Source organism: Streptomyces sp. NPDC093097 (assembly GCF_044754325.1).
GTDB lineage: Bacteria > Actinomycetota > Actinomycetes > Streptomycetales > Streptomycetaceae > Streptomyces.
On sequence record NZ_JBIVOW010000027.1, the window covers coordinates 86,283 to 112,969 of the forward strand.

Below are 26,687 nucleotides of genomic sequence, written 5' to 3' on the forward strand. Positions count from 1 at the left end.
AGGTCGCCGAAGAATGCCTACGGACGCGCCGACGGACGCCGACGATCAGAGAAGAACGACGCCTGGCGGACGCAGATCAAGACACCGCCAACAGAGGCCGCCGACAGAGGCCGCCGACAGCCGCCGCCGGCAGGCCCCGGCAGGCCCCGGCAGCCAGGCAAGGACGACGGCTCGGCCGGGCGCTCAGCGCGCGCCCGGCCGGTGCCGCCGTCCACGGAACCGGGTCAGCGGGGAGCGACGGGATGGGCGGGGGCGGCGGCGCCGACGGCGGTATCCGCCGGGACGGGCGCGGGCGTTGCGGTCCCGAAGCGCGAGTGGCGGCGCCCGTACAGCGCGTAGACCAGTGCGCCGACGGCGACGAACACGGCGAACTGGAGCCAGATGACCGGGCCGGTGCCGTAGATGAGGTAGCCGCAGAAGGCGACGCCGAGCAGCGGGCTCAGCGGGAAGAGCGGGACGCGGAAGCGGCGCGGCAGGTCGGGCCGGGTGCGGCGGAGGACCAGCACGCTGACGTTGACCACCGCCATGGCCGCGAGGGTGCCGACGCTGCTGAGGTTCATCACCATGCCCAGCGGGACGACCGCGGCCGGGACGGCGAAGACCGCCGCGACGATCCAGGTGTTGGCGATGGGTGTCGCGGTCCGGGGCGAGACCCGGGCGAAGACCGGCGGGACCAGGCCGTCGCGGGACATCGCCATCAGGATGCGGGTCTGGCTGTACATCACGGCGAGGACCACGGAGGCGATGGCGACGACCGCACCGAAGGCGATCACCACGCCGCCGAGGTCGGTGTGGGTGACCCGGTCGACGATCAGCGACAGCGCCGCGGGGCGGCCCGCCACCTGCCCCGCGGAGAGCGCGCCGATGGCGGCGAGCGCGACCAGGCAGTAGAGGACCGTGACCAGCCCGATGCAGACCATGATCGCGATGGGGACGTCGCGGCGCGGGTTCCGCGCCTCCTCACCGGCGGTGGTGATCGAGTCGAAGCCGATGTACGAGAAGAACGCGACGGACGCGCCGGAGGTGATCCCGCCCAGGCCCTCCGGGGTGAACGGCGAGAGGTTGCCGCTGCGGAACGCACCGAAGCCGATCACGCAGAACAGCACCAGGACCGCCAGCTTGAGCACCGCCATCGCCGCGGTGGCGCGGGCGCTCTCCCGGATGCCGCGGACCAGCAGCACGGCGGCCAGCAGCACCACGACGACGGCGGGGAGGTTGACCACGCCGCCCGCACCGGGCGGGTTGGCGAGGGCTGCGGGCAGTTGCCAGCCGGTGAGGCTGCCGAGCAGTTGGTTGAGGTACTGGCCCCAGCCGACGGCGACCGCCGAGACCGAGACGCCGTATTCGAGCAGCAGGCACCAGCCGACGAGGAAGGCGGTGCGCTCGCCGAGGGTGGCGTAGGCGTAGGAGTACGAACTGCCGGAGACCGGGATGGCACCGCCCAGCTCGGCGAAGGCGAACGCGGTGAAGACGCAGGTGACGGCCGCCAGGACGAAGGAGACGAGGACCGCGGGGCCGGCCTGGGCGACGGTCTCGGAGAGGCCGACGAAGATGCCGGTGCCGACGATGGCGCCGACGCCGAAGCAGATCAGCTGGAAGAGCCCCATGCTGCGCCGCAGGCCATGGCCATGGAGGTCCGCTCCCGATTCTGCGAGGAGGAGATCGGGGGACTTGATGCGCAGTCCGGACGCGCCTGAGCGGGGCATGGGGTGGTTCTCTCTCTGGTGGTGCGAGCGCGCGGCGCGGGTGAGCCGGGCGCGGCGCGGGGTCCGGACCAGTGAGCCCGGACCCCGTAGCGCATCGATGGTAACCATCGGGGCCGCATGATCGGCCACGGCGGCGGACGGCCGGACGCAGGCCGGGGCGCCTCCGCTGCCGCCGGCCGGCGGCGCCGCGCACTACCGCCCCAGCGTCGCCACCATCACGGCCTTGATGGTGTGCATCCGGTTCTCCGCCTCGTCGAAGACGATCGAGTGGGCGGACTCGAAGACCTCGTCGGTGACCTCCAGCGAGGTCAGTCCGTGGCGGGCGTGGATCTCCCGACCGACCGCGGTGCCGAGGTCGTGGAAGGCGGGCAGGCAGTGCAGGAACTTCACGTCCGGCTTCCCGGTGGCCCGCAGCACGTCCATCGTGACCGCGTACGGGGCGAGCAGCGCGATCCGCTCGTCCCAGACCTCCTTGGGCTCCCCCATGGACACCCAGACGTCGGTGGCGACGAAGTCGGCGCCCCGCACGCCCTCCGCGACGTCGTCGGTGAGGGTGATCCGGGCGCCGCTGGTCTCCGCGAGCGCCCGCGCCTGTGCGACGACACCCTCCTCGGGCCAGAGCTGCCGCGGGGCCACGATCCGCACGTCCATGCCGAGCAACGCCCCGGTGACGAGGTAGGAGTTGCCCATGTTGTTGCGGGCGTCCCCGAGGTAGGCGAAGGCGGTCTCCTCCAGGGGACGGCCGCCACCGTGCTCGATCATGGTCAGCACGTCGGCGAGCATCTGGGTCGGGTGCCAGTCGTCGGTGAGCCCGTTGTAGACGGGCACCCCGGCGTGCGCCGCGAAGTCCTCGACGTCGTCATGGCGGCTGCCGCGGTACTCGATGGCGTCAAACATCCGGCCGAGCACGCGGGCGGTGTCCTTGACCGACTCCTTGTGCCCGATCTGCGAACCGGACGGGTCGAGGTAGGTGGTCGAGGCGCCCTGGTCCGCGGCGGCGACCTCGAAGGAGCAGCGGGTCCGGGTCGAGGTCTTCTCGAAGATCAGGGCGATGTTGCGGCCCTGGAGGCGGCGGACCTCGGTACCGGCGCGCTTGGCCGCCTTCAGCTCGGCGGCCAGCTCGATCAGTCGGCGGAACTCCTCGGCGCTGAAGTCCAGTTCCTTGAGGAAGTGGCGGCCGGTGAGGTCTATCGCCATGGGTGGGCTCCTGATTCGCGAGGAGGGGCGGGGCGGTGCAGGGAATGAGGACAGGACAGGATGGGGCATACAGCCAATGGAAGTCTATACGAACAACCGTATCTCTATACGGCGGATTCTCCGCGGGCGGCTCCACCGGCCCCGAGTTCGGCGGTCCGACAGCCCAGCACAGTTCGGCGTTCCCGATTCCCAGGTCGTCCCAGACTGCCATCGGCGGCTCCGCACCGCGTCGCCAGGCCGCCACCATCGCCCCGACCCGCACCGCCGCTCCCCCCTCGCCTCACCCCGCCCCCGGCACCGCGTCCCTCGTCACCGGACAGCTCATACAGCGCGGTCCGCCGCGCCCCCGCCCCAGTTCGCTCCCGGGGATCGTGATCACCTCGATACCGCGCTTGCGGAGAAAGGTGTTGGTGGTGACATTTCGCTCGTAGGCCACCACCACGCCGGGCTCCACGGCGAGCACGTTGCAGCCGTCGTCCCACTGCTCGCGCTCGGCCGAGTGCACGTCCTGGGTCGCGGTGAGCACCCGGATGTCGGAGAGCCCCAGGGAGGACGCTATGGCGCGGTGCATGTGCTCCGGCGGATGGTCGGTGACCTTGAGGTCCTGGGCGCCGGCGCCCGGTTCGATGGTGTACGAGCGGAGCATGCCCAGGCCCTCGTACTGGGTGAAGGTGTCCCCGTCGATCATGGTCATCACGGTGTCCAGGTGCATGAACGCGCGCCGCTTGGGCATGTCCAGCGCCACGATCGTCCGCGCGGAGCCCGCCGCGAACAGCCCGCGGGCCAGCAGTTCCACCGCCTGCGGGGTGGTCCGCTCGCTCATCCCGATCAGTACCGCGCCGTTGCCCAGCACCAGGAGGTCGCCGCCCTCGATCGTCGAGGGGAAGTCGGCCTGCCCCTCCGACCAGACATGGAAGGGCTCGTCGCGGAAGAGCGGATGGTGGCGGTAGATGGCCTCGTAGTGCACGGTCTCGCGCTGCCGGGCGGGCCAGCGCATGGAGTTGATCGACACCCCGTCGTAGATCCAGGCGGAGGTGTCGCGGGTGAAGAGGTGGTTGGGCAGCGGCCGCAGCAGGAAGTCGTCCAGGTCCATCACATGGAAGCGGACCGAGGTGGGTTCCGGATGGTGTTCCAGGAACTCGCGCTTGGTCATCCCGCCGACCAGCGCCTCGACGAGTTCGGGCACGGGCAGCGCGTCGAACGCCGCCCGCAGGTGGTCGGTCGCCAGCGGCCCGTACTCCTTCTCGTCGAAGACCCGGTCCAGGACCAGCGTCCGCGCCTCGGGGATCTGCAGGCTCTCGGCCAGCAGATCCCCGAAGAGGTGCACCTCGACGCCCCGGTCGCGGAGCACGTCCGCGAACCCGTCGTGCTCGGCGCGGGCCCGGCGCACCCACAGCACGTCGTCGAAGAGCAGGGTGTCCTTGTTGGAGGGGGTGAGCCGCTTCAGTTCCAGATCGGGGCGGTGCAGGATCACCCGGCGGAGCCGCCCGGCCTCTGAGTCGACATGGAATCCCATCTCCCCATCTTGTCCGCTCGGCAGGCACCGCGGGAGGAGTCCGGGGGATGTCGGAGGGCGTGGCGACGCGGGCCGGGCCTGGGCGCGGGGCCCGGGAGGCGGGAACCCGCGAGCCCCGCGGGGTTCCCCGTCTACCGCCCCGCCTCCCCGCCCCGTCCCCGCCGCAGGGTCACGGCCGCCACCACCGCCAGCGCCGACGTCACCGCCGCGATGCCCCAGCCGGCGCGCAGCGCCCCGAACGCCGGGTGCTGCTGACCGCCCATGACGGCGACCAGGACGGCCACGCCCAGCGCGGTGCCGGCCTGCCGGGAGACCATCAACACGCCCGATCCGAGGGAGAGTTGGCCGCCGGTCAGCGACCCGGCGGCGGCGAACATCACCGGCTGGTACAGGCCGGTGCCCAACCCGGCGAAGACCAGTCCGGGCAGGAAGCACACCGCGTAGCGGGTCCCCCCGCTCCCGTCGCCGGCCAGGACGATCCACCACAGCGCGGCCGCCACGAAGCACAGCGCACCGATCACCGCCGTCGCCCGGTTGCCGATCGCCGCGACGATCCGGCCGGAGACCGCGGAGGCCACCAGCACCGTCAGCGGCCAGGGCGCCATCGCCAGGCCCGCCGTCCGCACCGGGTAGTGCCAGACATCGGTGAACAACAGGCTCGCGGCGAGCAGCATCGCCCCGTAGGCGACGAAGTAGGTGAGCAGCCCCAGGGTGGCCGCGGTGAAGCCCGGCGTACGGAACAGCGCCGGGTCCACCACGGGGTGCGCGGCCCGGCGGACGTGGCGGACGCCCAGCGCTCCCGCCAGTACACCGGCGCCGAGGACGGCGAGCGTGGCCGGGGCGGCGTAGCCCCACTCGGGGGCCTCGACGCACGCGGTCACCAACGCGCCGATGCAGACCAGCACCAGCGCCGTCCCCGGCAGGTCCAGCGCCCACCGCGGACCGCGGGCCGCGCGGACCGAACGGGGCAGCAACCGAATGCCCGAGCCGACCGCGAGCAGCACCACCGGGACGTTGATCAGGAAGATCAGCCGCCAGTCGTAGGCAGCGAGCAACCCGCCGAGCACCGGCCCGGAACTCGCCGCCACCGCGCTGACCGCCGTCCACACGCCCACCGCGGTCGCCCGCTCGCGGGCCGGGAAGGCCGGCAGCGCGAGGGAGAGCGAGGTGGGGATCAGGACCGCGGCGGCCACCCCCTGCACCACCCGCGCCACGATGAGCAGGGTCAGGGTGGGGGCCGCGCCGCAGGCCGCAGAGGCGAGGCCGAACAGCACCATGCCGGCCAGGAAGCAGCGCCGCCGTCCGACCTCGTCGGCGAACCGGCCGGCGGGTATCAGGAACGCGGCGAGCACGACGGTGTAGCCGTTGAGCACCCAGGAGAGCGTGGCGGCCGGCGCCGGCGCGAAGCCCTGACCGATCGCCGGGTACGCGATGGTGACCGCGATCAGGTCGAGCACCGCGAGGAACTGCGCGGCGGAGGCGATCGCCAGGATCAGCCAGCGGCGGGGGTCGGGGGCAGCGCGCTCGGCCGGGACCTCGGACGCGGCGGCGGCGCGCCGACCGACGGAGGCGACGGAGGTGAAGTCCCTTCCACCGTCGTCGAGTTGGAGGGAAGCGGGGGCCGCGCCGATGGGCGCACCGGTCCCCCGGCCTTCCGGAAGCGGAGTGGTCATGTCGATCAAGCATCGGCCCGGCGCTCCCACCGGACGAGTGGCAGCCCTGCCACCACTCGCTACATTGCTGCCACGCGTTCTGCCACACTCCCGCCATGCCCTCCCTAGCGATCGCGGTCACCGCCGGCATGCCGTTCTTCGAACTCGCCGTCCCCTGCCACGTCTTCGGCAACGAACGGATCCAGCTGGCGCCCGGCCGCTACGACCTCCGGATCTGCACGATCGGCGCCCAGGAAGGTGAAGTGGCGCTCGCCGGTGCCCTGTTCAGCACCCGGACCACACACGGGGCCGAGGAGCTGGTCACCGCCGACACGGTCATCGTGCCGGCCTCCGCCGACGTGCACGGCGATCCCCCGGACGAACTCGTCGCGGCGCTGCGCGAGGCCCATCGCCGCGGCGCGCGGGTGGTCTCGTTCTGCTCGGGCGCCTTCGCCCTCGCCGCGGCCGGCTTGCTCGACGGCCGGACCGCCACCACCCACTGGAAGTACGCCGACCTGCTCGCCGAGCGCTATCCGACGCTGACCGTGGACCCGTCGGTCCTCTACGTCGACCACGGCGACGTCCTCACCGGCGCGGGCGCCACCGCGGCCATCGACGTCTGTCTGCACCTGATCCGCGAGGACTTCGGCACGGGCGTCGCCAACTCCGTCGCCCGGCAGCTGGTCGCGCCGGCGCACCGTCCCGGCGGCCAGGCCCAGTACGTCGAGACGCCGCTGCCGGAGCACCGCGACGACTCGCTGGCACCGGTCCTGCACTGGGCTACCGAACGCCTCCGCGAGCCGCTGACCGTCGCCGACCTCGCCCGGTACGCGCACACCAGCCCGCGCACCCTCATCCGCCGCTTCCACGCCACGACCGGGACCACGCCCATGCAGTGGCTCCAGTCCCAACGCCTCGCCCGCGCCCGCGAGTTGCTGGAGAGCACCGACCTGCGCGTGGACCGGGTCGCGGAGATCGCCGGCCTGGGCACGGCCGCCAACCTCCGCCGCCACTTCACCCGGATCGTGGGCGTGCCCCCGGCCGACTACCGACGGACGTACCAGGCGGGTCGGGCGGGTGGGGTGGGCCGGGTGGATGGGGTGGATGGGGTGGATGGGGTGGGTCGGGTGGGTCGGGCAGGCCCGGCAGGACAGGCGGTCTGAGCGTGACCGTGGTGGGGCGCCCGCCGGGCCTACCTGCCGGACGCCGCCCGGCCGACCGCAGACCGCAGACCGCAGACCGCAGACCGGCAACCGCCAACCACCAACCACCAACCGCCGTGTGACGTCAGGGTCTACAGCCGCGGGTCCACCGGCTCCGACTCCAGCGCGAGCACCGCGAAGACCGCTTCGTGCACGCGCCAGAGCGGTTCCCCGTCCGCCAGCCGGTCCAGCGCCTCCAGTCCCAACGCGTACTCCCGCAGGGCCAGCGAACGCTTGTGACCGAGATTGCGGACCCGCAGCCGCCGCAGGTTCTCCGGACGGGTGTACTCGGGACCGTAGACGATCCGCAGGTACTCCCGGCCGCGGCACTTGATGCCCGGCTGGACGAGCCGGCCGTCCCGCTGCCTGACCAGTGCCGGGGCCGGCTTGACCACCATGCCCTCACCACCTTCGGCGGTCAGATCCAGCCACCACGCGACACCGGCCGCGACCGACGCCTCGTCCTCGGTGTCGACGACCAGCCGCCGGGTCGGCGCGAGCAGCCGTATTCGATCCGCGGCGGGAGCGGTGGGCTCGGTGAGCTCGGTGGGCTCGGTGGCCTCGGCAGGCTCGGCGGGAACGGCGGGCTCGGCAGACGGAACGTCCTGCGCCATGCCGCCCGCCCCCGCCGCCAGCGCCTCCTCGGCCGCTATCAGCCGGTCGATCAGGGCCAGTTGCTCACGATGCGGCAGGCCGGCCAGGCTGCGCCCCTCGACGGCGAGTATCTGGAACGGCGCGAGCCGGATATCGGCCGGCCCCGCGAGCCCGCCCCCCTCCTGCGTCGTCTCGTCGCGATCCCGCGGCACGGTCCGCTCCCCCGCCCCGGCCTCCCCCGACCCGACGCCCCCGAACGATGTCGGTTCCTCCCCCACACGCCGGCAGTAGCGCCGGTACGCCTCGGTGAACGCCTCGGCGTCCGCGGCCCGTTCGCGCTGCCGGGCGAGCAGCGCCGCCACATCGACCCCACGAGCAGCCGCCGCCTCCAGGGCATCGAGCGCCCCCGGGAACGCCGCCCGGGACGCCGCGCCCACCGCCGCGTACTGCGTGCGCAACAGACCCGTCGCCTTGAGGGACCAGGGCATCAGCTCGGCGTCCAACAGCAGCCAGGAGGTGCCCAGTTCAGCCCACAACCCGGCCCGCTCCACGCAGTCGCGGACCCGCCCCAGTATCCGCTCGGTCGTCTCCCGGTCGTCGAAGAACGGCCGTCCGGTGCGGGTGTACAGGGCGCCGGACACGCCTTCCCCGATCACGCCGAACCGCTCGCGGGCCACCGCCTCGTCACGGCAGACCAGCACCACCGCCCGGGAGCCCCCGTGCTTCTCCTCGCACACCACCTCCCGGACGCCCGCCGCGCGGTACTCGGCGAACGCCTCCCGCGGGTGCTCCAGGAACCCCTCACCGCGCGCATCCGCCTCGGACACCTCGGCGGCCGCACAGGGCGCCATGGTCGGCGGCAGATACGGCAGCAGCCGCGGATCGATCGCGAAGCGGCTCATCACCTCCAGGGCGGCCGCGGCGTTCTCCTCCTTCACGGCGAGACGGCCCATCTGGCGGGTCTCGACGGTCCGCCGGCCGGCCACGTCGCCCAGATCCAGCGGTCGGCCGTCCGCCCCGCCCGGCGCCTTTGAGGCCAACGGTTTGGCGGGCTCGTACCAGACGCGCTCCGCCGCCACCCCGACCAGCTCACGCTCGGGCCAGCGCAGCGCGGTCAGCTTCCCGCCGAAGACGCAACCGGTGTCCAGGCAGATGGTGTTGTTGAGCCAGCCGGCGCGCGGGGTGGGGGTGTGGCCGTAGACGACGGCGGCGCGACCCCGGTAGTCCTCCGCCCACGGATACCTCACCAGCAGGCCGAACTCGTCGGTCTCGCCCGTGGTGTCACCGTAGAGCGCGAAGGACCGCACCCGGCCCGACGTACGACCGTGGTACCTCTCCGGCAGCCCGGCATGGCACACCACCAGTCCGCCCCCGTCCAGGACATAGTGGCTGACCAGTCCCCTGACGAACTCCGCGACCCCGGCGCGGAACGCCTCGTCCTCCTTCTCCAACTGCGCGACGGTCTCGGCGAGGCCGTGCGTGTGCGGCACCGTGCGACCGCCGAGATAACGTCCCAGCTTGTGCTCGTGGTTCCCGGACACGCACAGTGCGTGACCGGCCGCCACCATTCCGCTCACCAGACGGAGCACACCGGGACTGTCCGGGCCCCGGTCGACCAGGTCGCCGACGAAGACCGCCGTACGGCCCTCGGGGTGCGCCGCGTCCACGGCCCGGCCCCGCGCGTCCCGGGCCACCGTGTATCCCAGCCGGTCGAGCAGCTGCTCCAGCTCGGCCCGGCAGCCGTGAATGTCGCCGACGATGTCGAACGGGCCCGTGAGGTGCCGCAGGTCGTTCAGTCGCCGCTCCCTGACGACCTCCGCCGCCTCGACCTCCCGCGCGCCCCGTAGGACGTGCACCGTACGGAAGCCCTCGCGCTCCAACCTCCCCAGCGAACGCCGCAGTTCACGCTGGTGCCGCTGGATGACGCGGCGCGGCAGCCCGGCCCGGTCGGCACGCGTCGCGTTCCGCTCGGCGCAGAGCTGCTCGGGTACGTCCAGCACGATCGCCACCGGCGCGACGTCGTACTCACGCGCCAGCCGCACCAGCTGGGCCCGCGACTCCTCCAGCACATTGGTCGCGTCCACCACCGTCAGCCGCCCGGCCGCGAGCCGCTTGCCGACGATGAAGTGCAGCACCTCGAAGGCGTCTCCGCTGGCGCTCTGGTCGTTCTCGTCGTCGCTGACCAGCCCCCGGCAGTAGTCGGACGAGATCACCTCGGTCGGCTTGAAATGCCGGGCGGCGAAGGTCGACTTCCCCGAACCGGTCGCCCCGACCAACACCACCAGCGACAGATCGGGCACGGTGAGCGAAAGCGCCGCCGGACGGCTACCAGCCCCCGGCGCCGCCGGCCCAGCCGGCCGCCCCGACGCCGTACGGTCCTCGTCGGTCATGCCGCTACCCCCTTCCGGCCGCTCGTCCCAGCACCGACATCTCCAGCATGACCGCCACCACTGACATCGCAGCCAGGACCGGCATCCCCGACGCCACCAGCACCACTCACACCACTGACGCCACCACCGTGACGCTCCTCCACCACACCACCAACGCCCTCGCCTGCCACGGCGGCATCACGGTCCTGACGCGTGAAGCACGCCAGCTGACTGGGCGGCCCGACCTCCGGGTCCTCCGCCCCCACCGGGCCGAACGCGACCGCATAGCGGTACCGCGCGGCCACCTCCCCGGCCCAGCGCCGGAACTCCTCCCGCGTCCACTCGACGCGTTGACCGGAATGCCGCACCTGCCCGGCGGGCAGCGACTCCCCTCGCACGTCGTACTCGGCGTTCGGCGTGGTCACCACGACCGTCCGCGGCCGGGCCGCACCGAAGACCGCGTACTCCAACGCCGGCAGCCGCTCCGGATCCACATGCTCGACGACCTCGCTCAGCACCGCCGCGTCGTACCCCTTGAGCCTGCCGTCCGTGTACGCCAGCGAGCCCTGGACGAGCCGAACGCGCTGCGCCTGACGCTCGGGTATCCGATCGAGGCGGAGCCTGCGCCGCGCCTCATGGAGCGCACGCAGCGACACATCCATCCCGACGATCTCGGTGAACCGCCCCTCCTTGAGCAGCTCGCCGACCAACTGCCCCTGCCCGCACCCCAGATCGAGGACCCGCGCGGCCCCGGCCGTACGCAACACGTCGAGCACGGCCTCCCGCCGCCGCACGGCGAGCGGCACCGGCTTCTCCTCGGTGTCCGCCGCCTCGTCCACCGCGTTGTCGATCTCCTCGACGGCCGCGTCGTCCACCTCGGCAAGCCGTTCCAGCTCCGGTCGGGCCGCCCCCGCACGCGTCAGCGCCTCGCGGCGGGCGAGGTAGCGCCCGCCGATCAGCCGCTGCTCCGGATGGCGCGCCAACCAGCCCTCCCCCGCCCGCAACAGCTCCTCGGCCTCATCAGGCGCCACCCAGTAGCGCTTGGCGTCGTCCAGCACCGGCAGCAGCACACACAATTGCCGCAACGCCGCAGCCGGTTCCACCTCGCCCTCCAGGACCAGCCGTACGTAACGCGAGTCCCCCCACTCGGGAAACACCTCGTCGAGCGGCAGCACCTCGGCCGACACCGACCACCCCAACGGCCGGAACAGCCTTTCCACCAACCCGGCGCCGCCGCGAGCGGACAGCACCGGCACCTCGATGCGCAACAGAAGCTCCCGCCCGACCAGTTCGGGCCGGGCCGCGCACTGCCCCGTCATCGCACTCGCGAAAACACTCCGCAGCGCCACCGCCAGCAGCGACGACGCCGCGTAGGGACGATCGTCGACGTACTGCCCGAGCGCGGAGCCCGAAGCCCCGGCACGCCCCCTCCCCTGCCCACGACGGACCAGGGCAACGGAATCGACCTCCAACAGCAGCGCCGACGTGCACCGTTCCGCATCCGCCTCCGGGTAGAAGACGTGCGCGGTACCGTGCGCGGTCGAGAACTGCTGCGCCCTCCCGGGATGCTTGTGCAGCAGATACCCGAGGTCGGTCGCAGGACGGTCGGTGGTGCCCGTGGCACTTATGGTCAGAAACACCATTTGAGTATCGGTGTGCGCACCCCCGGCACCCACCGGATTTCCCCGGTCCTCTCCCGGGCGCCTGGCACTCCCCCACGAAAGCCCCAAGCACCCGGCGCCCTCCCCCGGGCGTCCCGGACAGCGCGCCGCGCACCGCACGGAAGCGCCGTCACCACCGAAACGACATCAGGACCGAAACGCCGTCGAACCCGAAACCGCGCCAGGACCGAAGCGGCGACAGAACCGAAGCCGGCGTCAGCCCAGCTGCGACTGCACCTGCTCCGAGATCAACTCCAGGTGGTCCAGGTCCTCCAGATCCAGGATCTGCAGGTAGGCCCGGGACGAGCCGATGGCGGCGTACCGGCCCAGCTTGTCCACGACCTCCGCCGGCGAACCCGCCAGACCGTTGGCCTTCAGCTCGTCCACCTCACGCCCGATGGCCGCGGCCCGCCGCGCCACCTCGGCGTCGTTCCTCCCGACGCAGGCGATCAGGGCGTTGGAGTACACCAGGTCGTCCCCCTTGCGCCCGACCGCTTCGGCGGCCGCCCGCACCCGTCCGAACTGGCGCTCACTGTCTTCGAGCGAGGCGAAGGGAATGTTGAACTCGTCGGCGTACTGCGCCGCCAGCCGCGGGGTGCGCGTCGCCCCGTGGCCGCCGATCAGCACCGGCACCTTGCCCTGTGCGGGCTTGGGCAGCGCGGGCGAGTTCTCCAGCTGGTAGTACGTGCCGTCGTACGAGAACTCCTTTCCTACCTCTGCGGCCCACAGACCGGTGACGATCGCCAGCTGTTCCTCCAGCCGCGCGAACTTCTCCTTGGGGAACGGGATGCCGTATGCCTTGTGCTCCTCCTCGAACCACCCCGCGCCCAGGCCGAGTTCCACCCGGCCGCCGGACATCTGGTCGACCTGGGCGACCTGGATGGCCAGCACGCCCGGCAGGCGGAACGTGCCGGCCGTCATGAGTGTGCCGAGCCGGATCCGCTTGGTCTCGCGGGCCAGACCGGCCAGCGTGATCCAGGCATCCGTCGGGCCGGGCAGCCCGTCGACGTTCCCCATCCGCAGATAGTGGTCGGAGCGGAAGAAGGCGTCGAACCCGAGGTCCTCGGTGGCCTTGGCGACCTTCAGAAGGGTGTCGTAGGAAGCCCCCTGCTGGGGCTCGGTGAAGATTCGTAGGTCCATACCTCCATCCTGCACGGTGTTCGGCGAACCAATCGTGGGGGCCTGCCGACGTACTGGGTGACTCGTTCCGACGGGTGCGGCGCGTCTGGCGGATGCGGCGGATGCAGTCGACGCGGCGGACGCAGTGGTGACGGGGATGTACGGGTGGGAGAGGCGGATGGGGTGGTGAGGTGGGAGAGCTGGGAGAGGTGCGTGGTGTGGGTGGCGTTGGCGGGGTGCAGGGAGTCGAGGCCGGTGAACAACTGCCCCGGCACGGCCACCTCTCGCCGCAGAGGCGAGGCCGACAGCGCGGGACCGGAACCGGAGCAGGAATCGCGGGGGACAGAGAGAGGGAGATGGGGGGCAAGAGGCCGAGCGGGCACGGGAGCGGGAGGATGCGAAAGACGTGGGCGAGCGCCGTTTCCGGGCGTGGTCGGCCAAGGGCGCGCGTCAGGCGCCGCTGTCCTGCACACCGGTTGAAGCGCTCACCAGGCGTGGGGTGTCAGGCCGGGCCGGCGGCGCTTCCGGATGAGCCGGCGGCTCCGGACGTTCTGACGGTTCCACAGGGCAGGCAGTTCGAGAGACGGCCCGCCCGCTGTCAGGCGAGGTGCCGGTCGCGTACCTCCAGCTTCTCCAGTATCCCGGTGGCGTGGTCCCTTGATTCGTCTGCGGTGTCCATCGCCTCCACACACGTCCAGTACATCCCCTCCTCCTCGGCCGAGATCACCACCCCGACCAGCGCCTCGCACACTTCTCGGAGCAGTTGACACAGGCTGATGAGAGCCGCCTTGACGTCGCGTATCTCGGTCAGCTGAGCTGCCCGCAGCCCGCCGGCGGTCGCCGTCGAACAGAGCAGTCCCCCGCTGAACCGCCCGCCCGCGTCGCCCAACCCCCGGGCTCTGGACCGCACTTCGTACGGCCCGAATATCGCGAGATGGCTGCCTATCGCTTCCGCCAGGGCTTGTGCCTGCCACGCCTCGACGATCACGTCATGCACCGTGTTCGCCTGCGCCAGACCGCGTCGGCTGGCCGCGATGATTCGCACCGCGTCCATCCGCGTCCCTCCTTCCTTCGTCATGTGCATTCACCCCACTTCCCTTCCACTACCCAGAGTGAGGGTCAACAGCCAAAAACGCCAGGGGAATTCGCAAATCTGTGGACAACCAAGGCGCTGTGGAAAGATCCATGACTCCATAGAGTGACGAGAGGCGGTTTCCGACCGGTAGCAACGGCGGTTCCGGCCCTCGGATTTCCCTCATGTTGCACTACACCCCCACACACCCCACAACCTGAAATGGACAACATCTGCCACACAGGTTGCTGCTGTCACGCCAGGCACTGCTGCGGCGGCCGTGCGGAGCGCGAGGCACGACGGCGACCGCGATGGCGGTGCGCCGAACGGCGGTCCGCGCCATGGCCGACGCACGGCCGACACCCGGGTGGCACGCACAAGCCGGCGGGGCGAAGGCTCCCGCCCCGCCCCGCCGGCCCAACCTCTCACATAGCGCCCGATGTGTACCGCCCGGCGGCTACTCGCCGTCGCGCGGGCGGTCCGGCGGCGCCTGTCGGACCGCCGGGAACCGCGTCTCATTCCGCTCGATCTTCGCGGCGAGCGCGGTCAGCGGATCGACCCCCACCGCCTGGCAGAACTGGAGCAGATACGCCAGCACATCCGCGACCTCGTCCTCGACCCGCCCGGCCGCCTTGGGGTCGGACATCACCTTCGCCGACTCCTCGGGCGTCAACCACTGGAAGATCTCGACCAGTTCTGCCGCCTCGACGCTGAGCGCCGCGGCCAGGTTCTTGGGAGTGTGGTACTGCTGCCAGTCCCGAGCGGCCGCGAAGTCGGCCAGGCGTCGCTGCAGCGCATGAAGATCCTTGCTCATACCCCTAGGTGTAGCACCTGCACACCAGGCAGCCCATCGGCGACCGAGGAATCCCGCACCGTCCCCAGCAGCCGGACGTGCCCGCGCTCGGCCATCCGCACGGCCAACGACACCAGCTCCCGGGCCTGCCGCCGGTCCATGCACCGGTCCATGCCGTCCGCCATCACCGTCATCTGCTGCAGTGCCGACGGAATCTCCCCCACCGGATCCATGGCGAGCACCCCGGGCCCCGTCAGCAGCACCAGTGCCAGCCCGAGAAACCGCAACTCGCCGTCGCCGAGCTGCTCAACAGGCATCTCCCCCAGTTCGCCGCGGTCGAGAACCGTCCGCAGTACAGGCGAACCCGCGTACCCGTGCCCCTCCATGGCCACGCCACCGCTCGCTCCCCCCGCGGCCGCGGCATCCACCACCGCCGCAGTCTGCTGCCGCGGCACCGCACGCAGCCCGTCGACCGGCCCCGCGCAGGCGTCCCGTAGGGCGGCGACCAGGACGGCGTGCCGCCGGGCACATTCGCGACTGGTGCGCTCCAGTACGGCGGCGAGGTTCTCGCACGACGACCGCAGCCGCCCCTCGTCACGCTCGTCGTCATGACCCCAACCACTGGTCTCGCCCCCGCTCCGGACGCCCTTCCGCCCATGCGCCCCCGATGCCCCACCGGGACCACCGGCTCCCCCACCTCTGCCCGAGCGCCCCGGGCCGCCGCCCCGGCCACCCCCACGCGCCCCGGCACCACGGCCCGCGCCTCCCCCACCGGACGCGCCGCCCGTCGCACGGCCCTCGCCCACGACGCGCCCCGCCGCCTGCCCCCGCATGGCCTCCGGCCGCGGATCGCACACGAACGCCGAACGCAGCGCGACCACGACCTGCTCCGCGGCGGCCAGGACGAGCCGCTGCCCCTCCGTCTTGCCCGCGACGCGCAGCGGCAGGAGGGAGGTGGCAAGCCGGTCGTCGGGCAGCGGCGCGCGGGTCACCGGGGTGGCACCGGCGGTGTGCCAGGCGGCCTGGACCGCGGGGCGGTCGGGGTCGGTGAGCGCGGTGGTGAGCAGCGTCTCGCCACAGCCCGTCAACCGCTCGCCGACGAGGCGGAGTTCGGGTTCCGCCTGGACGGCGAGATCGAGGCGAACGGGGCCTACCGGGCCGTCGACCGTACAGCCGATCCGGAAACCGCGCCGCCCTTGGCCATCCGCCCGTACGCCGGCAGGCACACAGGCACCGGCCCCACCCGCCACCACGCCGACGGCCCGTTCCAGCGGGTCTCCGCTGCCGAGCCGGGCAAGGATCTCGTAGGCCTGCAACACACTGGACTTGCCGCTTCCGCTGTCCCCGCTGAGCAGCGTCAACGGGCCGAACGGAAGGGTAACGCCGCGATGGTTCTTGAAGGCGGACAGTCGTAATTCGGTGACCGCCGGACGCACGCTGTCGGTATCCATGAGGGGACGCTATGCAGCAGACCGCTCGGAGAACCGTTACGCCCAACTGCTCTTCCTACGAATGGGGGACGGCGCCCGCCGCAGGCCCCGCGACCTCGGTGCCGACCGGCGCCAACAGGAACACATTGGTGTCCACGCGGTGCATGCCGCTGCCGAGGCCGAAGACGACCCCGCTGGCGAAGTCGAGGATGCGTTTGGCGACATCGCCGTCGGCACTGCTGAGGTCCAACAGGACCGGCAACTGTGCCATCAGGTACTCGGCCACCTCCCGGGCGTCCGCGAAGGTCTGGACGCGGATGACGATGAACCGCCGTGTCTCCTCGGTCGGTTCGTCGTCCGGGAGGGCCCGGTGGTCGGGCCAGGAGGGCCATCCGCTACCGCCGCGTAGCGGTACGACTTCGGCGAGCCCTTCCCACTGCTCGTCGGTGGCATCGGGGCCGTTCACCGAATCACCTCACCCAGAGGAGCGCTGGCTTTCTGCGGTATGTGCATCGAACGATTCTAGGGATAAACCCACAAACGTCGGTGACTGCGACACACGCGGCGCCGCAGCCACTTCCATCCTGCCTTATCGCCCTGACCAGTGCGGACACCTGGGCAGAACTACCGGATCGAGTTTGTGTATGCCCGTTCATCCTCTCTTGCGACGGAGCCCGGGCACACCCCCGTGGACGGGCGAACCTCCTGATGGGCACTCGTCACGTAGCGCTGCGGCCGCCGGCAAGTGGACGGGGCGCCAGTGCGGTGCGAGGGCGCCGCGATGAACGCCGGGCACGAGGAGCCGGCAGGCCGGGCCAGCCCAACCACACCAGACCGGACCAGTCCGGAACTCGCCGGACGACGACCGTTTCCGCACAACTCCCCACACCGTGCCCGGCGTTCACTGCCCCGCGGACATGTGACGCGGCACGGGCCCGGTCTCTCCGCGCGGCCCAGGTCACCTTCCGGAACACCGAGAAGGTGCAGCAGACCGGCCATTTCCACTGGTCAGCCCCATTGTCAGTGGGGTTGCTTACGGTGGGGGCATGAGTGCACAACGTGTCTGCGGGAGAGGGGCTCGGCCGCCAGGGCCGGGTCCGCCGGGCGAGGAAGACGATCGGTCGTTCACCAGGATGCGGTGGCGGCCGTCGGGTCAGCGGGCCAGGCGGCCAAGCAGTGAGGAAGCCGCGGCGATACCGGCGGCCGCGGCAACGACGAGAACGGCGAAATCGAGGGGCAGGTGGGAGGGGGTTCCCAGGAGCAGTCCGCGGAGGGCGTCCACCTGATAGCTGAGGGGATTGACCTTGCTGATGGCCTGCAGCCAGCCGGGCATGACGGCCACGGGGTAGAGGGCACTGGAGGCGAAGAAGAGCGGCATGGTGATGGCCTGGCCGATGCCCATCAGACGGTCGCGGGTCAGCACGATGCCGGCGATGGTCATCGAGAGACAGGAGAAGAAGGCCGAGCCGAGGATCACGGCGACGGCCACACCGAGCAGGCGCAGCGGGTTCCACGTCATGGCCACGCCGAGCAGCGCGGCGATGACGACCACCACCACGGCCTGGAGCAGCGCCTTCACCCCGGCGGCGAACGCCTTGCCCGCGATCAGGGCGGACCGTGGGGTCGGGGTGACCAGCAGTTTGGTGAGGATGCCGGCGTCCCGCTCCCAGATGATCATGATGCCGTAGAAGATCGCGATGAACATGGCGGACTGGGCGATGATCCCGGGCGCCAGATAGTCGATATAGGGGATGCCACCTGTGGGAATGGCCCTGATACGGGTGAAGGTCACACCGAAGACCACGAGCCAGAGGGCGGGTTGGACGGCGCGGGTGTAGAGCTCGGTGCGGTCATGGCGGAGTTTCTGCAGCTCGACCACGCACATCGCGACGACTCGGGCGGGCAGTACCCGCCAGCCCGTACGGGCGCGCGGTGGGGTCAGCAGCAGGTCCAGGTCATGTGCGGCGGTCTCAGCCGACCCGGGCCGCGGTGCGGCGGGTGCTCCGGACATCACGGAAGTCTCCTGACTGCTCGTCGAGGCCGGTGCCGGCGACGTCCCGGAAGACGTCCTCCAGCGTCGGCTCCGTGTCGGACGAAGGAGAGCCGAGGGATGCGGGCGACGCGCTCGTGGGCTGCTCGGCAGATGCCCTGCGGGCGCGCAGATCGGCACGGAGTTCGCCGGGGGTGCCGAGGGCGCGGATCCGCCCGCGGTGCATCAGAGCGACACGGTCGCAGTACTGCTCGGCCTCGTCCATGTAATGGGTGGTGACCAAGACGGTCATACCGGTGGCGGCGCGCACCACGTTGATGCGCTCCCAGACGCTGGTACGGGCGATCGGGTCGAGGCCGATCGTCGGTTCGTCGAGCATCAGCAGGCGGGGAGCGCTGACCAGGGCCTGGGCGAGTTCCAGGCGTCGGATCATGCCCCCGGAGTAGGTCTTGGCGAGCCGGTTCGCGGCGTCGGTGAGGTTGACGGCCTCCAGTGCCTGGGCGACACGGGCGGCGCGCTCACGGCGGGACACGTCGTAGACCCGCGCGAAGAGGGCGACGTTCTCCCGTCCGGTGAGCCCGGCGTCGGCGGACAACTGCTGCGGCACATAGCCCAGGAGGCGTCGGACGGCCATCCGCTCCCGTGCCGCGTCGTGTCCGAAGACCCGCACCATGCCCGCGGGGACGGGGAGGAGGGTGGTGATGCAGCGGATCGCGGTGGTCTTGCCCGCGCCGTTCGGTCCGAGCAGGCCGAAGACTTCGCCGGGGCGGACGGCGAGGTCCACCCCGTCCACGGCCTTGGTCTCGCCGAAGGCATAGCGCAGGCCATGGCAGGTGAGGGCGTCGGTGAGGGCGGGCTGGTCGGGAGCCGGGGCCGCTGGGCTGCCGGCCCCGGCCGGCGCACCGACGGCTTCCTGGGGCTCTACGGGGGCGGCGCGCGGCACCGTCCGGCCGGGGTCGTCGCTGGTCATGATCCCTCCGTCTGCTGGTGCAGGTTGTGGGCGAGCCGGCGCAGTGCCGGAAGGGCGGCCTCCAGTGCCGCCCGGTCGGCCTCGGGGAGGTGCGCGACCTGTTCGCGGACCAGGGCGCTGCGGCGGGCCTCCCAGTCGTGCAGCCGCGACCGGGCCTCCGGGGTGGGGAAGAGGTGGGCCGAGCGCCGGTCGGCAGGGTCGGTCTCGCGGCGCAGGTAGCCGGCCTGGCTGAGTTCGTTGACCAGGGTGGAGACCGAGTTGCCCGCCAGATAGAGCTCCTGCGCGGCGGCGGAGACGCGGATGCCGGGCCGGGCGGCGACCAGCCGCAGGAGTTCGACCTGCGCACCGCGCAGCCGGGGGGCGGGCAGGCCGGGGCGGAGCCGCCGGCGGATGAGCCGCTGGATTCCGGCCAGTACGTCGGCCAGCTCTTCGGGGAGGTCCCCTGTGGCCATATGTCGACTTTAGCTCTGAGTGCGAGGCAGGGCAGTACGGAGCGGCACGGCAGTACGGAGCGGGCGGCAGCCACGTAGCCGGTGGGAGCGGCCGGCGGCCGTGCCGGTGGTGTCGACGGGCGCGTGGGAGGCGCGAGCGGACCGGCTCCACCACCCGGCCCGAGGAGTTCGACCCCCACACACTGCACTCAGGGCGGCGACGGAGACGTACGCCTCTCGACGACCTCGGCAAGATCCAGCGAACTGCCGGTGATCAGTCCTCGGACGGCAGCGGCGGTGGCGGGGCAGGTGCTCCTACGGGCGGCGCGATCTTGGGATGGCGCCGCAGCCCCGTACCCGCCCCTGCCCCTGCCCCGTCGACAGCCGCGGGCCTCGTGGCCACCGGATGGGCGACCGCCCGCCCGGCACCCGGGTCCCAGCCCCGGTCCACCACACGCCTCTGGAAAACGATCGCACCGGCCAGGACCGCACCTCCGATGACCACCATGGTGACCGCCCCACCGGCAGGCCCGGCCTTGGCCGCATAGCCGATGAGCGTCCCGAACCAGCCGAAGTCCGCATCCCCAAAAGTGGTGTTGGCCTTGCCGAACGCCCCGAGCACCTGGAGCAGCAGCGCCGGCAGCAAGGTGATCAGCACGCCGTTCAGGAAGGCGCCGGCGATCGCACCGCGCCGGCCGCCCGTCGCGTTCCCGTAGACGCCGGCCGCGCCACCCGTGAAGAAGTGCGGTACCAGCCCGGGCAGAACGAGCGCGAGCCCAAGGGCGGGATGGAGCAGCCAGGCGAGGAGGGCGAGGCCGGCCAGGCCCCCGGTGAAGCTGGCGAGGAAGCCGATCAGCACCGCGTTCTGGGCGTACGGGAAGACGATCGGCGCGTCCAGGGCCGGTATCGCGCCGGGCACCAGTTTCCCGGCGATTCCCTGGAACGCGGGAACCAGTTCGCCCAGGATCGTACGGACACCGAAGAGGATCACCGCGACCGCGATGCCGAACTGCAGCCCCTGCATGACGGATTGCATGAGGTAGTTGCCGAGGTCGCCGGCCGCACCGTCACCGCCACCAGAGCCGACCGCGAACGCCTTGAAGGCGGTGCTCCGCCCGGCCTTGGCCAGGTAGCCGAGCGCCATGACGACGTAGATCACCGCCATCGACAGCGCCGTCGCGACCATCGAATCCCGCAGGAACCGCAGGCCCTCGGGCAGTTTCATCTCCTCGGTGCTGCGGCTGCGCCGGCCGACGAGCCGGCCGGTGGCGCCCGCGAGCACATAACCCGCGGTGCCGAAGTGGCCGATGGCGAGCGTGTTGTCGCCCGTGACGCACCGGGTCCAGGGATGAGCGAACGCGGGCAGTGCCACCAGCAGGATGCCCAACAGGACGGCGCCGACGGCGATCACGATCGGCGCGGGCTGTCCGGCCGCGCTCAACACCATCGTGAGCAGAGTGGCCATGAACAGAATGTGGTGCCCCGTCAGGAACACGTACCGAAGGGGCGTGAACCGCGCCAGGAGGAGGGCGACGGCGAACCCCAGGAGCATCAACCAGGCGACCCGGGCGCCGAACCGCTCCTGAGCGATGCCGACGATCGCTTCGTTGGTCGGAATCACTCCCTGCGCTCCCGTAGCACCCCGGATCATGCCGCCCAGCGGCCCCAACGCGCTGACGACCAGACTCGCGCCGGCCCCGATCAGCAGAAAGCCGAGCGTGGCCTTGAGGGCGCCGCCGACGATCTGCCCGACGGGCTTCCGGAGTGCGGTCAACCCCGCCGCGGTGATCAGGCCGATCAGGCAGGCGGGCCGGCTGAGCACCTCGTTGACGAGGAACGTGGCGATGGACAGGAGCACGGTCATGGGCGATCTCTCCTTGTGGCCTGGCCTCAGTGGCGCGCCATCGATGTCACACGTCGTAGAGGTCGCGGAGCACGCGATCGACCTCCCTGGGGCTGGTGAAGTCCTCCACGGCCGCCACCGGGATGCCGATCTCGCCCAACATCCCGGCGATCTCCCGGGAGGTGAGGACGGCGACGGCCTCGGACGCCCTGCCCCTGGCGGAGAGGGCATCGGTCGCCTCCACGGTGACGTGGCGGGTCCAACCCCAGCGGTCGAGCACCCGCTCCAGCGTGGTCTTGAGGAAGAGACTGGTACCGAGACCGTTACCGCACACCGTCAGGATCGTGTGTACGGGGCGGGCTTCGGCGGCGTCGGCCCGTTGGCGGCCCGCATCGGGACCGGCGAGCACCGTGCGCAGGGCCTCGGCGTCGGGGGCCTCCCGCAGGGCCCGGGCGGTACCGGGGTCGGCGAGCAGGCGCGCCAGCGCCGCCAGTGCCGCCGTGTGCGCGCTCTGGTCCCGCGCGGCGAGCGCGACGACGAGGTGTACCGGGTCGTTCGTCTCATGGCCGAAGTCCACCGGCGCCGCCGGACGGACCCAGGACAGCGCGGTCCGCAGCACGGCGGGCGAGGGACGGGCGTGGGCCAGGGCGAAGCCGGGCGCGATCACGATGTACGGGCCGTTCTCCGCCACGTTCGCGATCATCTCAGCGGTGTACGCGGCGGTGGTCGCGCCGGCCTCCACCAGCAGCCCACCCGCCGTCCGGATCGCTGCCCGCCAGTCCGGCACCGGTACGTCCAGGCGGATGGCCGCGGCGGGGAGAAGATCGCTCAGAGCTGCCATGGCGGGCACTCTACGGGCGGGTGGGCGGCCGTGCACCGGTGCGTAGCCCGGGAGTTGGGGACGATACGGGGATATCGAGTCGGGTTGCGAGTTGCCCCTGAGGGCTCAGGAACGGGGAGGAAGACAGCGATGGCGGAGAGGAGCGCGCACGGGGGCGGTGCTGGGACCAGCTCACCAACGGCCGGTGGAAGGCGCGTTGGGTATTGTGACGCCGCGTGGGCGACAGCACGGCGTGGACTCTGGCAATCGCGGCAGTGACGGGCGGGACGGCGGTACTGGCCAGCTGGGTCACCAGTCGCGGCAGTGCGCGGGCCGCCCGGATACAGGCAGAGACGGCAGCGCGCTCACAGCGAGCGGAGCGGTTGCGCGAAAGCCGACGCACCGCCTATCTGGACCTGATCGAACAGACCCACCGGATCGGCGAGTTGTGCTGGGAGATCTCGGCGGCTCTGCGCGAGTCGGCCGCCGAGGAGCGGGCCGCCAGGCTCGACGTACTGCTCGACCGCGAGATTGCGGAATACGCCAAGATCCGACGCTGCGCGCGAATCGTGGAACTGGAGGGCCCGCCCTCGGCCGCGGCCGCGGCACTCACCCTCCAGAAGGCCACCGGCCCCTTCTACGAGGCGCTTCAGGCCGGCTTGGCCGAAGACAAGGACTGCCGCGAGGAGTTCGATGCCGCATTCCGCCCCTTCTGGAAGGCGCTGGAAAACTTCGTGGACGCAGCCCGAGACGCCCACCAAACGGAGTGAACGGGCCCTGGACGGCTGTGCATAGACGGCTATGTCTGGACGGCTGTTCCTGGATGGCTGTACCGAGCGGTCGCCAACCAAGCTGTAGCGGATCCCCCGTCGTATCTGGCGCACGGCGCTCCTCCGCCCACCATCTCGACTCTCCGCCACGGATACCCCAGCAGAAATAGCCATCGCATCGCCATCAGGTAGCCACGCCATAACCACGGCTACTCCCCCTCCCTCCCTTTTCCCATCTCCCCCTCCCCCTCCCTCTTCCTCACCGGCGTGACCGCGCCGTCACCGCGCACCATCACACCGACCGCCATCCCAGCAGGCTGGGCGCAAAGGTCCCGGACCTGGAGGATCGCCCACCCCTCACTCATTTGGCGTAACGGGATCGGCGGTGACGCTGCACCGCTCCGCCTGCCCAGGAGAGGCTGAAACGAGGCGCAGGGCGGGGCCGCCGTACGGCATGACCGCCCGATTACGGACCGGTCAGCCGAGGCGGGCCCGGAGGCGGCTGCGTACGCTGTCGGGGATGAAATAGCCCCTTGCCGCCCACTGAAAAGGCATGCGCGAACAAGGCGCGCATACCTTCAACCACCCGGTCCGCATACGGAAATCCCCCCGACGATTTACCCCTTCAACGCTTCATCCCGCCAATTCCCCGCCTCTTCAACTCTTCGACTCCGCAACCCTTCATCTCCTCGACTCTCCGAGTCATCCACTCTCCAAGCTCTCCATCTGCTCCGACTGGAACTGGACCGACCCTTCGACGAAGCACCGTCCTTCTCACCCCGGGAGTTCGGAATGGCACAGGAAACCGACAGCAACGTCTGGAACTGCCCCTTCGATTACGCCGAGGCGCTGGAGTTCGATCCGACGCTCCGGCGGATCATGACCGAAGAGCCCGTTGCACGTATTCGGCTGCCCTATGGCGAGGGCGAGGCGTGGCTGGTCACGCGGTACGAGGACGTGCGGACGGTGACGACGGACCGGCGGTTCAGCCGGCACGCGATCGTCGGGCGGGACTTTCCGCGGATGACGCCGGAACCGATCGTGCAGGACGAGGCGATCAACGTCATGGACCCACCCGCGAGCAGCCGGCTGCGAAGCCTGGTCTCCAAGGCGTTCGCCCCCAAGCAGGTGGAACGGATGCGGACGCGCACACAGCGCGTCGTGGACGACCTGCTGGACCGGATGGTCGAGGACGGGGCACCCGGCGACCTGATGGAGAACCTCGCGTCGCCGCTGCCGCTGACGACGATCTGCGAGGTGCTGGACATCCCGGAGGGCGAGCGCGCGCAACTGCGCAAGTACGCCCGGACGATGATGAACACCAGCCTCGACAACAAGGACAACGCCATCCGTGCCAAGGCGGACATGCGGGAGTACTTCACGGAGCTGACGGCCCGGCGCCGGCGTGAGCCGGGCGACGACCTGGTCAGCGCGCTGGCGACGGCCCGCGTCGGGGACGAGTTCCTCGACGAGAAGGAACTCACCGTCATGGCCATGGTGCTCCTCATCACCGGCCAGGACACCACCACGTACGAGATCGGCAACCTCTCCTACATGTTGCTGACCCGGCCCGAGGACATGGCGATGCTGCGCGAGCACCCCGAGGCGCAGCCGCAGGCGATCGAGGAGTTGCTGCGGTTCATCCCGTTTCGCAAGGGCGTCGGCATCCCGCGGGTCGCACTGGAGGACGTGGAGCTGAGCGGGGTGACGATCCGGGCCGGGGACATCGTGCACGTCTCGTACCTGACGGCCAACCGGGACCCGGGGAAGTTCGAGCGGCCCGACGAAGTGGACCTCTCGCGCGAGAGCACCGGCCACATGACGTTCGGCTGGGGCGGGCACCACTGCCTGGGCGCCCCGCTGGCGCTGACGGAGATCCAGGTCGCAATGGGCACCCTGCTGAAGCGGTTCCCCGAGCTGAAACTGGCGAAGCCGGCCGAGGAACTGCGCTGGAACAAGTCGGCGATCTGGCGTTATCCGCTGGCCCTGCCGGTGGTGTGGTGAGGTGCCGGGGCCGCGGGAAACCGCGGCCCCTCGGCGGCATGCGGAACTCACTCCCCTGGCGTACGGTCAAGGAATGACCCATCTGCACGGGGAGAGTTCATTCTTCGACGGATGGCCCGCTCGCGTCCTTCCAGGGGTCTGTGTCATCAGGCCGACGGAATCTACCGAGGTTCCGTCGGCCGACAATGGAAGCACCCACGGCGCGAATCACAGAGCAGAAAAAGCACTGGGCGGACCACAGTCTGCAAGGAGTGCATCCGATGGCGGTTTTGTGCAAACCGGCAATCGCAGTCCCTGAGTACATCATCACCAGGGACGACACCCTCGAACTGGCACGGCAGCTGCACGGCAACCATGCCCAGCTGAAACTCGTGCTGCGGCTCATCGAGCATACGGGCGTGGTGCGGCGGCACCTGATCCAACCGATCGACAAGGTGCTGGAGCATCCGGGGTTCGACGCCCGGAGCGCAATCTACGAAGAGGAATCCAAGGCACGCGTCCCCGCCGTCGTGCGCAGGGCGCTCGACCAGGCCGAACTGGAACCACGGGACATCGACCTGATCGTCTACGTGTCGTGCACCGGCTTCATGATGCCGGCACTGACGGCGTGGCTCATCAACCACATGGGATTCCGGTCGGACACCCGACAGGTCCCGATCGCCCAACTCGGCTGCGCCGCGGGCGGTGCCGCGATCAACCGCGCACACGACTTCTGCCGGGCCTATCCGGACGCCAACGTCCTGCTCGTGGCGTGCGAGTTCTGCTCGCTGTGCTACCAGCCCACGGACATCGGAGTCGGATCGCTGCTGTCCAACGGCCTGTTCGGGGACGCGGTCGCGGCGGCCGTGATGCGTGGCAAGGGCGGGAGGGGAGTGCACCTGGAGCGGAACGCCTCCTACCTGATCCCGCACACCGAGGACTGGATCTCCTACGCGGTGCGCTCCACTGGATTCCACTTCCAGTTGGACAAGCGGGTCCCGGGAACGATGGAACCGCTCGCACCGGCGCTCCGCGCACTGGCCGAGCAACACCACTGGGACGCGGGCAACTTGGACTTCTACATAGTCCACGCCGGCGGTCCGCGCATCCTCGACGACCTCAGCCGCTTCCTGGGCGTGCCCCACGAGGCGTTCCGCTTCAGCCGCGCGACGCTGACCGAGTACGGCAACATCGCCAGCGCGGTGGTGCTGGACGCGCTGGCCCGCATGTTCGACGAGGCGTCAACGCGGGAGGGAGAGCGCGGTCTACTGGCCGGCTTCGGCCCCGGCATCACCGCGGAGATGGCGCTGGGGACGTGGTCGTCCGCAGCCGCGTGAGGGAAGGGAAAAGAGAAAAGCAGGGGTAGGGGCAACGATGGCGGAGGCCCTCCAAGAGGGCCCCCGCCCAGACGGTAGATCGTCTCTCGACACCGAACTCACCTACGCCGCAGCCTTGTTGGGCAACTAAAAACCCAGAACGCAGAAAGGCCCCGCACCATACGGTGCGGGGCCTTCCCACAAAGATTGTTCGGCGGCGTCCTACTCTCCCACAGGGTCCCCCCTGCAGTAC

General features: G+C 71.0%; 20 protein-coding genes. 4 read left to right on the forward strand and 16 right to left on the reverse strand.

Annotation, left to right across the window (positions count from 1 at the left end):
- Positions 1-224: 224 nt before the first annotated feature.
- The 4 genes from ACIQE0_RS33755 to ACIQE0_RS33770 form a co-directional block, all read right to left on the reverse strand.
- Positions 225-1,706, reverse strand: a complete 1,482-nt coding sequence (locus ACIQE0_RS33755; protein ID WP_402339087.1) for an amino acid permease — start codon at positions 1,704-1,706, stop codon at positions 225-227.
- A 192-nt stretch (positions 1,707-1,898) separates the two neighbouring features.
- Entirely contained in the window at positions 1,899-2,903 is a 1,005-nt protein-coding gene (gene argF / locus ACIQE0_RS33760; RefSeq protein WP_366337339.1) for an ornithine carbamoyltransferase, read from the reverse strand.
- Positions 2,904-3,183: 280 nt separating this feature from the next.
- Entirely contained in the window at positions 3,184-4,419 is a 1,236-nt protein-coding gene (locus ACIQE0_RS33765; protein ID WP_402339089.1) for an arginine deiminase, read from the reverse strand.
- A 131-nt stretch (positions 4,420-4,550) separates the two neighbouring features.
- Entirely contained in the window at positions 4,551-6,092 is a 1,542-nt protein-coding gene (locus ACIQE0_RS33770) for an MFS transporter (RefSeq protein WP_402339091.1), read from the reverse strand.
- 95 nt (positions 6,093-6,187) lie between these two features.
- Here ACIQE0_RS33770 and ACIQE0_RS33775 point away from each other — a divergent pair, with 95 nt between their 5' ends.
- Entirely contained in the window at positions 6,188-7,234 is a 1,047-nt protein-coding gene (locus ACIQE0_RS33775; RefSeq protein ID WP_402339093.1) for a helix-turn-helix domain-containing protein, read from the forward strand.
- A 131-nt stretch (positions 7,235-7,365) separates the two neighbouring features.
- On the opposite strand, the gene ACIQE0_RS33780 is transcribed toward ACIQE0_RS33775, so the two are convergent.
- The 12 genes from ACIQE0_RS33780 to ACIQE0_RS33835 all read right to left on the reverse strand — a co-directional run bounded on the left by ACIQE0_RS33780 (position 7,366) and on the right by ACIQE0_RS33835 (position 22,386).
- A complete protein-coding gene (locus ACIQE0_RS33780) occupies positions 7,366-10,257 on the reverse strand; it encodes a polynucleotide kinase-phosphatase (protein WP_402339095.1) in 2,892 nt (963 codons plus the stop codon).
- On the reverse strand, positions 10,254-11,876 hold the full coding sequence (locus ACIQE0_RS33785; protein WP_402339114.1) for a 3' terminal RNA ribose 2'-O-methyltransferase Hen1: 1,623 nt from the start codon (positions 11,874-11,876) through the stop codon (positions 10,254-10,256). The genes ACIQE0_RS33780 and ACIQE0_RS33785 overlap by 4 nt, the downstream gene beginning before the upstream one ends.
- A 237-nt stretch (positions 11,877-12,113) precedes the next feature.
- The gene (locus ACIQE0_RS33790) at positions 12,114-13,037 is read right to left on the reverse strand and encodes an LLM class F420-dependent oxidoreductase (RefSeq protein WP_384102132.1); all 924 of its coding nucleotides are present in this window, start codon (positions 13,035-13,037) and stop codon (positions 12,114-12,116) included.
- Positions 13,038-13,614: 577 nt separating this feature from the next.
- Entirely contained in the window at positions 13,615-14,070 is a 456-nt protein-coding gene (locus ACIQE0_RS33795) for a DUF6099 family protein (protein WP_366337351.1), read from the reverse strand.
- 475 nt (positions 14,071-14,545) lie between these two features.
- Entirely contained in the window at positions 14,546-14,902 is a 357-nt protein-coding gene (locus ACIQE0_RS33800; protein ID WP_366337353.1) for a nucleotide pyrophosphohydrolase, read from the reverse strand.
- A complete protein-coding gene (locus ACIQE0_RS33805) occupies positions 14,899-16,332 on the reverse strand; it encodes a biotin transporter BioY (protein ID WP_402339098.1) in 1,434 nt (477 codons plus the stop codon). The genes ACIQE0_RS33800 and ACIQE0_RS33805 overlap by 4 nt, the downstream gene beginning before the upstream one ends.
- 55 nt (positions 16,333-16,387) lie before the next feature.
- Positions 16,388-16,777, reverse strand: a complete 390-nt coding sequence (locus tag ACIQE0_RS33810) for a cell division protein SepF (RefSeq protein WP_366337357.1) — start codon at positions 16,775-16,777, stop codon at positions 16,388-16,390.
- Positions 16,778-17,464: 687 nt separating this feature from the next.
- Positions 17,465-18,322: an ABC transporter permease gene (locus ACIQE0_RS33815; RefSeq protein ID WP_402339100.1), complete on the reverse strand. Its 858-nt coding sequence runs from the start codon at positions 18,320-18,322 to the stop codon at positions 17,465-17,467.
- A complete protein-coding gene (locus ACIQE0_RS33820; protein WP_402339102.1) occupies positions 18,282-19,271 on the reverse strand; it encodes an ABC transporter ATP-binding protein in 990 nt (329 codons plus the stop codon). The genes ACIQE0_RS33815 and ACIQE0_RS33820 overlap by 41 nt, the downstream gene beginning before the upstream one ends.
- A complete protein-coding gene (locus ACIQE0_RS33825; RefSeq protein WP_366337363.1) occupies positions 19,268-19,723 on the reverse strand; it encodes a MarR family winged helix-turn-helix transcriptional regulator in 456 nt (151 codons plus the stop codon). Before ACIQE0_RS33825 ends, ACIQE0_RS33820 begins: the two co-directional genes overlap by 4 nt.
- A gap of 253 nt (positions 19,724-19,976) precedes the next feature.
- A complete protein-coding gene (locus tag ACIQE0_RS33830; protein WP_402339105.1) occupies positions 19,977-21,566 on the reverse strand; it encodes a PTS ascorbate transporter subunit IIC in 1,590 nt (529 codons plus the stop codon).
- 46 nt (positions 21,567-21,612) lie between these two features.
- Complete coding sequence (locus ACIQE0_RS33835) at positions 21,613-22,386, reverse strand: PTS sugar transporter subunit IIA (protein WP_402339107.1); 774 nt, start codon at positions 22,384-22,386, stop codon at positions 21,613-21,615.
- 215 nt (positions 22,387-22,601) lie between these two features.
- Between ACIQE0_RS33835 and ACIQE0_RS33840 the strand changes: the two genes are divergently transcribed.
- The 3 genes from ACIQE0_RS33840 (at position 22,602) to ACIQE0_RS33850 (ending at position 26,455) form a co-directional block, all read left to right on the forward strand.
- Complete coding sequence (locus ACIQE0_RS33840; protein ID WP_402339109.1) at positions 22,602-23,135, forward strand: hypothetical protein; 534 nt, start codon at positions 22,602-22,604, stop codon at positions 23,133-23,135.
- A gap of 792 nt (positions 23,136-23,927) precedes the next feature.
- Entirely contained in the window at positions 23,928-25,139 is a 1,212-nt protein-coding gene (locus tag ACIQE0_RS33845) for a cytochrome P450 (protein ID WP_366337369.1), read from the forward strand.
- A 260-nt stretch (positions 25,140-25,399) separates the two neighbouring features.
- The gene (locus ACIQE0_RS33850) at positions 25,400-26,455 is read left to right on the forward strand and encodes a type III polyketide synthase (protein ID WP_366337371.1); all 1,056 of its coding nucleotides are present in this window, start codon (positions 25,400-25,402) and stop codon (positions 26,453-26,455) included.
- Positions 26,456-26,687: the final 232 nt, after the last annotated feature.